Annotated in this window: 9 protein-coding genes; all 9 read left to right on the plus strand. The window is 42.4% G+C overall.

Annotated elements, in window-relative coordinates:
• The first annotated feature begins 45 nt into the window (after positions 1–45).
• The 9 genes from NE257_RS08205 to gshAB all read left to right on the plus strand — a co-directional run bounded on the left by NE257_RS08205 (position 46) and on the right by gshAB (position 12509).
• Positions 46–1821, plus strand: a complete 1776-nt coding sequence (locus NE257_RS08205) for a sensor histidine kinase (protein WP_007207585.1) — start codon at positions 46–48, stop codon at positions 1819–1821.
• The gene (locus NE257_RS08210) at positions 1799–2527 is read left to right on the plus strand and encodes a LytR/AlgR family response regulator transcription factor (RefSeq protein WP_040366168.1); all 729 of its coding nucleotides are present in this window, start codon (positions 1799–1801) and stop codon (positions 2525–2527) included. Before NE257_RS08205 ends, NE257_RS08210 begins: the two co-directional genes overlap by 23 nt.
• A 136-nt stretch (positions 2528–2663) precedes the next feature.
• Positions 2664–3092 carry an antiholin-like murein hydrolase modulator LrgA gene (gene lrgA / locus NE257_RS08215; RefSeq protein ID WP_007207583.1) on the plus strand — a complete coding sequence of 143 codons (429 nt, stop codon included), beginning with the start codon at positions 2664–2666 and terminating at the stop codon, positions 3090–3092.
• A 1-nt stretch (position 3093) separates the two neighbouring features.
• Positions 3094–3801: an antiholin-like protein LrgB gene (lrgB, locus tag NE257_RS08220; RefSeq protein WP_007207582.1), complete on the plus strand. Its 708-nt coding sequence runs from the start codon at positions 3094–3096 to the stop codon at positions 3799–3801.
• A gap of 182 nt (positions 3802–3983) precedes the next feature.
• Complete coding sequence (gene rnc, locus NE257_RS08225; RefSeq protein WP_040366167.1) at positions 3984–4676, plus strand: ribonuclease III; 693 nt, start codon at positions 3984–3986, stop codon at positions 4674–4676.
• Between the two features lie 13 nt (positions 4677–4689).
• Entirely contained in the window at positions 4690–8277 is a 3588-nt protein-coding gene (smc, locus tag NE257_RS08230; RefSeq protein WP_251886187.1) for a chromosome segregation protein SMC, read from the plus strand.
• On the plus strand, positions 8270–9079 hold the full coding sequence (locus NE257_RS08235; RefSeq protein ID WP_251886188.1) for a Cof-type HAD-IIB family hydrolase: 810 nt from the start codon (positions 8270–8272) through the stop codon (positions 9077–9079). Before smc ends, NE257_RS08235 begins: the two co-directional genes overlap by 8 nt.
• Positions 9080–9089: 10 nt before the next feature.
• Positions 9090–10091, plus strand: coding sequence for a signal recognition particle-docking protein FtsY (ftsY, locus tag NE257_RS08240; RefSeq protein WP_251854418.1), 1002 nt, complete (start codon positions 9090–9092; stop codon positions 10089–10091).
• A gap of 144 nt (positions 10092–10235) precedes the next feature.
• Entirely contained in the window at positions 10236–12509 is a 2274-nt protein-coding gene (gshAB, locus tag NE257_RS08245) for a bifunctional glutamate--cysteine ligase GshA/glutathione synthetase GshB (protein ID WP_251886189.1), read from the plus strand.
• Positions 12510–12574 lie beyond the last annotated feature (65 nt).

Genomic DNA, 12574 nt, shown 5'->3' on the forward strand with positions numbered 1-12574 from the left:
TGGGTAGTTTTTTTGTTATAATGAAACACGAAAAGAGGTGGCTAGATGATTTCATTGCTATTGCCGTTATTGGAACGGGTGGGTTTGATTATTCTATTGGCTAATTTATTGATGATTAGTCCTTTTTATAAAAAAGTGATGTACGAACGAGATACCCTTCATGCACAATTGGTACTGATAGGAACCTTTAGTATTTTTGCCATTATTAGTAATTTCACGGGAGTCGTCGTGTCAGAGTCGATTCAGTTTGATCAAGGTGGCTTGGTTATTTTGTCGAATCATTCATCTATTGCAAATACGCGAACACTGACGATTGGTATGTCTGGTCTAATCGGTGGCCCATTTGTCGGCTTTTTTGTCGGGTTAATTTCGGGTACTGTCCGTTGGTTGCAAGGAGGAAGCGCGCCATATACGTACTTTATTTCGTCCATGCTGATTGGTTTTTCTTCAGGACTTTTAGGAAGAGTAAGCTTGAAAAAGAAACGCTATCCGAAAATTTGGCAAGGGAGCCTTTGTGGTGCTTTGATGGAAGTCATTCAGATGCTTTGTATCTTTATTTTTTTACCAAATAAAGAGCAAGCAATATCGTTAATTCAAACCATTGCAGTGCCCATGGTATTAGTGAATGCACTGGGGACGGGAATCTTTTTGTCGATTGTTCTAGGAACGTTAAAACAAGAAGAAAGCACAAAAGCCGTTCAGACCCATGATGTATTAGAGTTGGCGAATACGACGTTGCCTTATTTTCGTCAAGGGTTAACGGAAGAGTCAGCAACACAAACAGCGTTACAAATTAAAAAAATCATGCGCGTGTCTGCCGTTAGCGTCACCAATCGTTATCGGATTTTAGCTCACGTGGGTGCGGGCAGTGATCACCATATTCCGACCAAAGAAATCATTACTGATTTGTCTAAAGAAGTGTTGAAGACTGGAAAATTGCATGTGGTACGAACGAAAGAAGCTATTGGATGTAGTGATCCGAATTGTCCATTGGCTGCAGCGATAGTGGTACCGCTCTTTGTAAAAGGGCAAGTAGTAGGGACGTTCAAGTTGTACTTCACCAATGCTGATGATCTCACCTATGTGGAAGAGCAACTGGCAGAGGGATTGGGCGAAATTTTTTCTTCGCAAATTGAATTAGGGGAAATGGACAATGAGCAACGCTTGTTAAAAGATGCTGAAATTAAATCCCTGCAAGCCCAAGTCAATCCTCATTTTTTATTTAATGCAATCAATACTATTTCAGCGATGATTCGTATAGATAGCGAGAAGGCTCGACATTTGCTGTTGCAATTGGGGCATTATTTCCGAGCAAACTTAAACGGTACTCGCAACAATGTGATTCCGATTGCCGAAGAATTGAGTCATCTACAAGCGTATCTTGCCATTGAGCAAGCACGCTTTCCAAATCGTTACCATATTACGATTGATGTTCCCGACACGCTCATGAAAGCAGAGATTCCACCTTTTGTCATTCAAATTTTAGTAGAAAATGCCTTGAAGCACGCATTTGCTGGGCGAAAGCAAGACAACCAAGTCTTGGTGCAAGCTTCTTTGAATGAAACTGGCGAACTATTGTTACAAGTAAAGGATAATGGGCAGGGCATTCCTCAGGAGAAGCTAGCAAAATTAGGAAAAGAAGTTGTCTCATCTAGCAAGGGGACTGGATCAGCGTTAGAAAACTTAAATCGTCGCTTGCTTAGTCTCTTTGGGGAAAAAGCTCAACTGGTCATTCATTCAGATGAGACAGGAAGTGTATTTGCCATGACAATACCATTAAAATTGAAGGAGGATGCAAATGAAAGTCGCAATTATCGATGATGAACCATTGGCACGCATGGAATTGCACTATTTACTAGAGCAGACCGCTGAAGCAGAAGCCATCTATGAAGGGGAATCGATTGAAGATGCCTTTCGCTTATTACTTACGGAAAAGCCGGATTTGCTATTTCTGGATATTCATTTGACAGATGAGAGTGGTCTGGATCTAGCGAAAAAGCTCGTACAAGTACCAAATCCGCCACTGATTATATTCGCTACTGCATACGACAATCATGCATTGGAAGCATTTGAGGTCAATGCGATTGATTATTTACTGAAGCCATTTGAGCAGGCTAGAGTCCAAAAGGCTGTCACCAAAGCCCAACAAATACTGACTGCCAATCAGCAAGCTGTACCATCTAAACCAATAGAAAAAAATCCCGAGCGCTTGACTATTGAAACAGATGAACGCATCTATCTGTTACCGTATGGGGAAATTCTTTATTGTGAGGTTGAAGGCAAGCAGACGAGTGTCCATACCAAAACTGCTGTCTATCAAACAACGACTACGCTAGCATCCATCGAAAAAGCGTTGCAAGCAGCGATGTTTTTGCGGGTGCATCGGAGTTATATTATCAATATTCATGAGATCAAGGAAATTCAACCATGGTTCAATCAAACCTATCAAGTGACGATGAACAACGGTGGCAAGGTACCTGTCAGCCGCTCATATTTAAAATCATTCAAAGAAGCAGTCGGTTTGTAGCAATGTATAGTATTTCACGAGCGTAATTCTGCATTTCATACCAAATTCATAGCGCTTTGTACTAAAAAAAGCCGTAATGGCTTTTTTTTTATTATGATAGGTCCATAAAGAGAGAACAAAAAAGGAGCTGTCTCAAATGAAAAAAACGTATTCTATTATGTATCAAAGTGTTGTAATTGGTGCAATTATTCTTATTTCTAAAGTAATCGAGCTTTTGGTGCCATTTACGATGCCATCGTCAGTGATCGGATTGGTTTTATTATTTGTAGCCCTTTGCTTGAAAATTGTGAAATTAGAACAAGTCGAAAAAGTAGGCGATGCGCTGGTTGATAATATCGGATTGTTTTTCGTTCCAGCGGGTATCTCAGTTATTAATTCATTTGAACTGCTAAAGGCCAATTTTGTTTTAGATATTTTATTAATTTTTATCTCAACAGTCTTATTACTTCTCGGTACGGGTTGGGTAACGCAATTGTTATTGAAATTCAATCCTAAAAAAGCAGCAACCAAGGAACCAGCTACGCCAAACTTATTAGCGAATCAAACAATAAAAGAGGTGCATTAAGATGCAAGAAATCATTCAATTGTTTCAACAAACCCCAATCTTCGGTGTCTTATTATCAGTAGGAACATTTTTTATCGGACAAATCTTATTCAAAAAAACGAATGGTTTCTTCCTTTTTGCGCCACTCTTTGTGGCCATGATTTTAGGGATTGCAACACTAGCTGCAACTGGAATTTCCTTTGCCGATTACAACAAAGGTGGCCAAATCATTAGCTTCTTCCTTGAACCAGCGACAGTTTGTTTTGCCATTCCACTATACAAAAAGCGTGATGTGTTAAAAAAATATTGGTTCCAAATTATGGGTGGGATTACATTAGGTAGTGTGGTAGCCATCTATGGTATTTATCTTGTATCTTCTATCATGAATTTAGGAAAAGTCGTGACTGCTTCCATGTTGCCACAAGCAGCAACCACAGCTATCGCGATGCCAACATCCATTGCGATGGGTGGATCAGCTGAGTTAACTTCATTGGCTTGTATTTTAAATGGTGTCATCATCTATGCATTAGCGAAACCACTCGTAAAACTCTTTCACATTAAAGACCCAATTGCTCGTGGGTTAGCATTGGGGACTGCAGGTCACTCACTAGGTGTATCAGCGGCTAAAGATATGGGTGAAGTCGAAACATCGATGGGGAGTATTGCCTTAGTAGTCGTAGGTGTAATTGTCACCGTCATCGTACCAACTTTTGGTAGCTTATTAGTCTAAACTAACCCACTCAACTATCGGTAACAGCTTTTTCCTGTCCATGTAAATGGGCGGGATTTTTTTATTCTGACATTTGCTTGTAGGAGATGAGGACAATAGTTAACAGGATGGATGCATTTTGGTATAATGAACCATATGGCCTGAGCTAGCGCCATCGAAATATAGTTAAAGGAATGGATGAAATGGATAATCAGTTCGTAACAAGTTTAAAAGAAAACTACCAAATTGTTTTTCAAGAGATTGGGTTACTGGAACAAGCATTTACCCATTCATCTTATGTGAATGAGCATCGGAATATGGCATTATCTGATAACGAGCGCTTAGAATTTTTGGGAGATGCTGTCTTAGAGTTACTCGTGTCTCAATATTTGTATCGCAAATTTCCAGAGATACCTGAAGGAAAATTAACGAAACTTCGGGCATCGATGGTCCGAGAAGATTCTTTGGCTGAGTTTGCCCGTGAGTGTGGTTTCGATCAATACATTCGCTTAGGAAAAGGGGAAGAAAATTCAGGTGGAAGACAACGCAATTCATTGTTGTGTGACTTATTCGAATCTTTTCTAGGAGCATTGTATTTAGATCAAGAGTTAGAGGCAGTCAATCAATTTTTAAAAAAGGTTGTCTTTCCTAAAGTGGATGCAGGTGCTTTTTCACATGAGATGGATCACAAAACAAAATTACAAGAAGTATTGCAACGTGCTGGCGATGTCTTTATCGACTATCGCTTGACCAACGAAGAAGGCCCGGCTCATGAGCGGGTGTTTTGGACAGAAGTGTATTGTGATGGACAATTAATTGGTCGTGGCCAAGGGAAATCAAAAAAAGCAGCGGAACAAGATGCAGCAGCAAATGCGCTCCGTCAGTTGAATGAATAAGTGAGGAAACAAGGTGTATTTAAAAAGAATTGAAGTGGCAGGGTTTAAATCATTTGCCAATCGAACAACGATTCAATTTGAAGATCAAGTGACGGCCATTGTCGGACCGAATGGTAGCGGAAAGAGCAACATTACCGAAGCCATTCGTTGGGTACTAGGCGAATCTTCTGCAAAAAGCTTACGTGGCGGACGAATGCCAGATATTATTTTCGCAGGTTCTGAATCACGTAAGCCATTGAATATCGCAGAAGTGACGATTGTTTTAGACAATAGTGACAATTACTTGCCGATTGAGTATACCGAAGTGAGCGTCACGCGACGTTTGCGACGGACGGGTGAGAGTGACTTCTTTTTGAATAAGCAAGCGTGTCGCCTACGAGATATTCAAGAATTATTTATGGACTCTGGCTTAGGGAAAGAGTCCTTTTCTATTATTTCACAAGGCAAAGTCGAGGCGATTTTTAGCAGTAAGCCAGAAGACCGTCGTGGAATTTTTGAAGAGGCGGCTGGTGTTTTAAAATATAAGACGCGAAAGAAACAAGCGGAGGCCAAGCTAAACGAAACGCAAGACAATCTCCATCGGGTGCAAGATATTGTCTACGAATTAGAAGAACAGTTAGCGCCTTTACGGGAACAAAAAGAGACCGCACAAGCTTATGTTAAGTTAAAAGAAGAATTGACAGGTGTCGATGTGGCTTACACAGTACAAGAAGTTGTGAAAGCCAAGCAATCATCGGATGAGATCCAGCTTCGTTTGCAAGATGCAGCTGAGAAATTAGAAGACTTACAAGGCGCGATTTTGCAAAAAGAAGAGCTCTTGCTCCGTGCTCGTAGCGAACGGGAGCAGCTCGATGAAGCGCTTGAAGCAGGTAATCAAGAACTGGTTTCGTTAGTGGAGACATTGAAGCAGGCGGAAGGAAAGCAAGAAGTCTTAGCTGAGCGCTCCAAGCATACACTAAAAAGTAGCCAAGAATACCAGGAATTATTAGCCGATGTGGAAGAAAAGTTAGACGCATTGGAAGAGCAAAAATCCACGCAAATTGCTCAGCTTTCTAAGCAAAATGGGGAATTACAAACACTCGATAAGCAGCTGAAGCAAACGCAACAGGAATTAAGCAAGTATGAAAAGTCAACGAAAGAACTAGTAGAAGAGCTACGTGGACAATATGTCGAATGGATGCAAAAGCAAGCCAACGTCAGCAATGAGCGCAAGTATCTTGAACGCCAATACCAACAAGAAACGTATAAAAACCAACAAAATGCCACTGACCAACAACACTATAGGCAAATCTTGACTGAAAAAGAAGCCTTATTAGGTGAGCTAACTGAAAAAATCACTCAAGAGCGCAACGCATTGCAAGCTCAGCGCACAGAGTATAGTCAGCTACAAGCAACAAGTAAAGAGACACAACAAAAATTGCTCGTAGCCCAAAAGCAAATGTACCAGCTAATGAGTGAGCTACAGCAAGCCAAAGCAAGACAAAAAAGCTTGCAAGATCTGCAAGAAAATTATACTGGTTACTATCAAGGTGTGCGGATTGCCTTGCAACACCGCCAACAACTTTCTGGTATTTTAGGTGCGGTGGCCGAGCTGATTCAGGTGCCAGGGGAGTACACGTTAGCCATTGAGACAGCTTTAGGTGGGGCGATGCAACACATTGTCGTGACGGATGAACAAGATGCCAGACAGGCCATTACGTTCTTAAAAGAGCGCAAAGCTGGTCGTGCGACGTTTTTACCGCTGACGACAATCAAGGCACGTACGCTTCCGGAAGCTGTGCAGCAACAAGCGCAAGGGCTTCAAGGATTTGTCGGTATTGCCAGTGAGTTACTGACCTATGAGGCCGAACTGACCAATGTTGTCCGCCACTTACTGGGGACAGTCTTAATTGCCGAAGATTTGGCAAGTGCCAATCGCATTGCGCGTATCTTCCAATTTCGCTATCGCGTAGTCTCGCTAGAAGGCGATGTGATGAATGCCGGTGGATCAATGACTGGTGGTGCCAATAAGCACCAACAGCAAACACTGTTTTCACAAGGCAAAGAATTAGAACAATTGACCCAACTCGTCAGTCAACGAGACAGCCAATTGCAAGCGACCGAAGCCTATGTGCAAGAGTTGCAAGCGTTACTGAATACGACAAATCAGGCCTTAGAGGACGGTCGCCAGTCTGGCACGGAGCGGCAGTCACAGGAACAAGAATGGGTCTCACAAAAGCAAGTCCTACAAGCGGAAGTCGAGCGCTTGAAAAAAGACCAACAAATTGCTCAATATGAATGGCGCGAATGGCAAACCTTTTTGGCAGAGTATGAAGAAAAAAATGAAGCTCTTGCCAAAGAGCAAATCGAGATTCAAGAGACACTTACGCGAATCCAACTAGATATTCAAACGCTCAATGAGGAAGAAGACGGCATTGAAATTCGCCGGCAAACGGTACGTCAAGAACTGGCCGCATTGCAAGCGAAAACGGCAGTGACGAAAGAAAAAGTCAGTCATTTGCAACAAGCGATTTTCCAACTAGATGAAACGATTCAAGAGCAGCAGCAACGTCAAGCCACACTGGAACGCCAATTAGCTGCGCTGTCGCTCGATGATAGTGACCAAGAAGAGACATCAGAGACCTTGCGTGCTCAAGTCTTGACACTCCAAGCCAATAAGCAAAGCGTGCAGCAAGAATTACAAGAAAAGCGTGAACAACGCTATCAACTACACGAGCAAATCCGTAAACAAGACGCTACATTGGCGCAATCCTATCGGGAGCAAAAAGAGGTACTCGGTAAGCAAAAACAAGCCGAAATTGAAAACAATCGCTTGATGGTGACGATTGATAATCGAGCCCACTATTTAGCAGAAACCTATCAGCTATCTGTAGATCAAGCACTTTATCAATACGGCCAACACGTCATTGCCGATGATGCGCAGCAAGTGATTCAGCAATTAAAGCAAAAAATCACCCACCTAGGGCCAATCAATCTGCAGGCCATCGACCAGTTTGAGCAAGTCAATGAACGCTATGAATTTTTGACCACTCAGCGCGATGATCTATTGGATGCTAAAGAACAACTCTGTGCGACAATGGATGAAATGGATGAAGAAGTCAAACAACGTTTTTCAGAAGTTTTTTATGCGATTCGTGAGCAATTCCAACAAGTCTTTCCGAATATGTTTGGCGGTGGGAAGGCAGAGCTTCTTTTCACCAATCCTGATGATTTACTAAATACAGGCATTGAGATTGAAGCCCAACCACCTGGCAAAAAATTGCAAAACTTGAGTCTTTTATCCGGCGGCGAGCGGGCATTGACAGCCATCGCATTGTTGTTTGCCATTATTCAAGTAAGACCAGTGCCATTTTGTATCTTAGATGAAGTGGAAGCGGCGTTGGATGAAGCCAATGTGGTACGCTTTGGCCGCTATTTACAATCTGAACATCACCATACCCAATTTATTGTCGTGACACACCGTAAGGGAACGATGGAAGCAGCCGATGTCTTGTATGGTGTCACAATGGAAGAATCGGGCGTCTCAAAAGTCCTATCCGTTCGCTTAGAAGACGTCAAAGAAGATGGGAAAATCACCAAAAAAGGAGTCGCAAATGATTAAATTAATCGCAATTGATTTAGATGGAACGCTGCTAAATGACAAAAAAGAAATTTCAAAAACCAATCAAGAAGTTTTAGCACAAGCGAAAGCTAAAGGGGTAAAAATTGTATTGTGTACCGGTCGACCTTTAAAGGCGATATTGCCCTATTTGGATGTACTTGATTTAAGAAGTGCAGGCGATTATAGCATTACATTTAATGGTGGCTTGGTGCAAAAAAACGATACTGGCGAAATCGTAGACAAACGAACCTTATCCGTAGCCGATGTGCAAGACTTATTGGCAGTAGCTGAAACGATGGATATGCCGCTTGATGTACTGGCCGATGATGTGGTGCTCTGTTTCCCAACGTCACCTAAGCATCAAACGATTTATCCAACACTAAATCCATTACTTGTCTTTCAACCAACTGACAAACAATCTGTATCAGCCAAGACACTGTACAATAAAGCCGTCGTTGCTTATGATCAAGAAGAACTCGATCAATGGATTCCCAAGATACCAGCGGAATTTAAAGAACGCTACGAAGTCATCAAAACGCGTAGCAATCTATTGGAATTTATGCCAAAAGGAGTCACCAAAGCATATGGTATTCAGCTTTTAGCTCAAGAATTAGGGATTGAGCCAGTTGAAGTTATGGCGATTGGGGACGAAGAAAATGATTTGTCGATGATTGCGTATGCCGGTGTCGGTGTCGCGATGGGCAATGCCATTTCGGCTGTCAAAGAAGCAGCTGATGTCGTAACGGCGACCAATGAAGAAGATGGCGTCGCAAAAATAGTAAGTGAGTATGTCTTAGTATAGGAGGGAAATGATGGGTTTTTTTGATAAAATTAAGCGCGCCTTTACCGGTGAAACACCTGAAGAAACGGTAGATACCGTCCAAGAAAAATACGACAAAGGGCTAGAAAAAACACGTAAGACCTTTGGCGAGAGAATGAATGAATTATTTGCCAATTTCCGTACGGTGGATGAAGATTTTTTTGAAGAATTAGAAGAGACGTTGATTGGCGCTGATGTGGGCTTTGACACGGCCATTCGCATTTCTGAATCATTGCGTCAAGAAGTCAAATTACGCAATGCGAAAAAGCCAGCTGAAGTGCAAAATGCGATCATTGAAAAGCTAGTCAATCTCTATGAAGAAGAAGGCATGGATGAAGTAAACGAGCTAGCCATCCAACCAGATGGCTTGACGGTGATGTTATTTGTTGGGGTGAATGGAGTCGGTAAGACGACTAGTATCGGTAAACTAGCGCACCAGTTGAAGCAAGAAGGGAAAAAAATCATGCTTGCGGCTGCAGATACCTTTCGAGCGGGGGCCATTGATCAATTAGTGGTCTGGGGCGAGCGTGCGGGTGTCGAAGTCGTTCGCGGCAATGCGGGCGGTGATCCAGCGGCGGTGGTATTTGATGCGATGCGTCGCGCGAAAGAAGAGCAAGTGGATGTCTTATTGATTGATACGGCCGGCCGTCTGCAAAACAAAGTGAACTTGATGAATGAATTAGAAAAAATTCAACGCATCATCCAACGCGAAGAACCAACGGCACCACATGAAGTGTTGCTTGTTTTAGATGCTACGACAGGTCAAAATGCGATGGTTCAAGCCAAACAATTCAAAGAAACAACCAACGTGACCGGTCTCGTATTATCCAAGCTTGATGGTACAGCTAAAGGTGGTATCGTATTAGCGATTCGCAACGAATTACATCTACCTGTCAAACTTGTAGGACTCGGTGAAGGTATTGACGATTTGGAACCATTTAATCCAAATGAATTTGTCATTGGTCTCTTTAGAGGGTTGTTGAAAGAAGAATAACAAAACTGCGTGTGTACGACTAGATAAGAGTCTAGTCGTACACACGCAGTTTTTCTTATCACCAAGTTCACAAGTTCTACTTCTCCTTTTTTGATTATCTTTGCTATAATGGGTCTATGACAGTATGAAATAAGAGGTGTAAGTATGGATTATCGCGCACTACTATTAGAAGGAAACGTTCAGCCCTTTCTTTGGAAAGCAAGGTATGGGATTGAACGAGAAAGTCAACGTGTGACTGAAGCGGGCCAATTGGTTGTGACAGATCACCCGAAAGCATTAGGCAATCGAACGTATCATCCATATATTCAAACGGATTTTGCCGAAACACAAGTGGAGTTGATTACACCTGTATGTCAGTCGATTCCAGAGTTATTTCGGTATTTGGCTGCTATCCATGATGTCTGCTATCGCTCATTAGAGGACAAAGAAATGCTTTGGCCGTTAAGCATGCCCCCACGTTTGCCACAAAAAGAAGAAGAAATTCGACTAGCTAAATTGGAAAAATTTGAGGACGTACTTTATCGTCGGTACTTGGCGAAAACATATGGACGTCGCAAACAAATGATGAGTGGGATTCACTTTAATTTTGAGTTTGGCGATGAGTTGCTCCAGCGCATGTTTGCCCAACAAACAGAAGAAAAAGACTACCAACAATTCAAGACAGATGTCTATTTGAAAGTAACGAGGAACTATTTAAGCTATCGCTGGTTTATCACCTATTTATTTGGTGCATCGCCCTTAAGTGAACCAAACTTTTTTGTCGGAGCAGCTGGACCGAAAGAACCAGTCCGTTCGCTGAGAAATAGTTCCTTTGGGTACAAAAACCATGACGATGTGCAAGTCCGCTACGATACCTTGCCACACTACTTAGAAGACTTGCAACAAATGGTAGAAGATGGGAAGCTTTCTGAGGAGAAAGAGTTCTACTCTTCTGTCCGCTTACGAGGTGGGAAAAAAGTCAGTGACCTAGAACAAGTCGGCATTCATTATATTGAATTACGAAATCTTGACCTTAATCCATTTGCTCCATATGGTATCTCTGAAGAGCAAGTGGCTTTCTTGCATCTGTATTTGCTCTTTTTACTAGTCAAAGAAGAAGTGACAGATGAAAAAGCCATCAAAAAAGGCTCGCTAAAAAACAATGTCGTGTCCTTGGAACATCCATTACAAGAGTCGGCTTATCAAGAGGAAGCCAAAGCGTTGTTTGCTGAGTTGAAGACATTTATCCAAACCACACGCATGGATGTCTCAGAAGAATTGCTTGAGCAGGTACAACAGGCCATCGAAGATCCTACCAAGACGTTGGCTGGTCGTTGGTATCAACAAGCGAAACAACAGACACAAGCCAAAGAAGCGACAGCAATTGGGGAGTCTTATGAGCAAAAAGCATGGGAAAAGCCGTATCAATTAGCTGGTTTCCGGTCCATGGAACTATCGACGCAAATTCTGTTATTTGATGCGATTCAAAAGGGATTGTCGGTCAATGTATTGGATGAAGAGGATCAGTTTGTTCAACTTTCAGCACAAGAGCATGTCGAATATGTCAAAAACGCCAATATGACCAGTAAAGACACCTATATCGCGCCTTTGATTATGGCCAATAAAACGGTGACCAAGAAAGTCTTGGCGCAAGCCGGCTTTGTCGTGCCTAGTGGTGGTGAATACGAAAGTGAAGAACAAGCCTTGGCTGCATTTCATGAATACTCTGATCACGGCTTTGTTGTGAAGCCGAAAACAACCAATTATGGACTAGGAATTTCCATTTTTAAAGATACACCAGCGTTCGCTGATTTCCAAGAAGCGGTCCGGATTGCTTTTGCCGAAGATACGGCGATTTTGATTGAAGAATTTTTGCCCGGCACAGAGTATCGCTTCTTTGTGATAGACGGTCAAGTGAAAGCTATTTTATTACGAGTACCTGCGAATGTCGTGGGAGATGGCGTGCATTCGATTGCGGAATTAGTAGCTGAGAAAAATAATGATCCACTAAGAGGGACGAACCATCGTGCCCCACTGGAATGCATCCAGCTTGGCGACCTCGAAAAATTGATGTTAAAAGAACAAGGGTACACGCCAACAGCTGTGCCTGAAGAAGGTGTGACGGTCTATTTACGAGAGAATTCAAATGTCAGCACTGGTGGCGACTCCATCGATGTGACCGATGAATTTCCTGAAGACTACAAAGAATTGGCGATTTCAGCGGTAGCTGCTCTTGGCGCAGTGATTTCAGGAATTGACTTGATAATTCCGGATAAGAATCAGTCAGCAAGTAATCCAGGGGCATACGGTATTATCGAAGCCAACTTTAATCCGGCGATGCACATGCATGTCTTTCCGTATAGCGGGGCTGGTCAGCGCTTGACGATGGATGTCTTAAAGTTATTGTTTCCAGAACGAATCGAAGAGATAGGCCAATAATCAAATCACAGGGTGACAAAAGTAGCTGCTAGAAAAAAGACCAGGAAATCCAAAAGTTGGCGAAA

It is taken from the genome of Enterococcus italicus (assembly GCF_023743875.1).
GTDB classification, from domain to species: domain Bacteria; phylum Bacillota; class Bacilli; order Lactobacillales; family Enterococcaceae; genus Enterococcus_G; species Enterococcus_G italicus.

What these genes read in the sequence shown, in the direction of transcription:
- NE257_RS08205 (WP_007207585.1), top strand. Translation starts at nt 46, where the DNA reads ATGATTTCATTGCTATTGCCGTTATTGGAACGGGTGGGTTTGATTATT.
- NE257_RS08210 (WP_040366168.1), top strand. Translation starts at nt 1,799, where the DNA reads ATGAAAGTCGCAATTATCGATGATGAACCATTGGCACGCATGGAATTG.
- lrgA (WP_007207583.1), top strand. Translation starts at nt 2,664, where the DNA reads ATGAAAAAAACGTATTCTATTATGTATCAAAGTGTTGTAATTGGTGCA.
- lrgB (WP_007207582.1), top strand. Translation starts at nt 3,094, where the DNA reads ATGCAAGAAATCATTCAATTGTTTCAACAAACCCCAATCTTCGGTGTC.
- rnc (WP_040366167.1), top strand. Translation starts at nt 3,984, where the DNA reads ATGGATAATCAGTTCGTAACAAGTTTAAAAGAAAACTACCAAATTGTT.
- NE257_RS08235 (WP_251886188.1), top strand. Translation starts at nt 8,270, where the DNA reads ATGATTAAATTAATCGCAATTGATTTAGATGGAACGCTGCTAAATGAC.
- ftsY (WP_251854418.1), top strand. Translation starts at nt 9,090, where the DNA reads ATGGGTTTTTTTGATAAAATTAAGCGCGCCTTTACCGGTGAAACACCT.
- gshAB (WP_251886189.1), top strand. Translation starts at nt 10,236, where the DNA reads ATGGATTATCGCGCACTACTATTAGAAGGAAACGTTCAGCCCTTTCTT.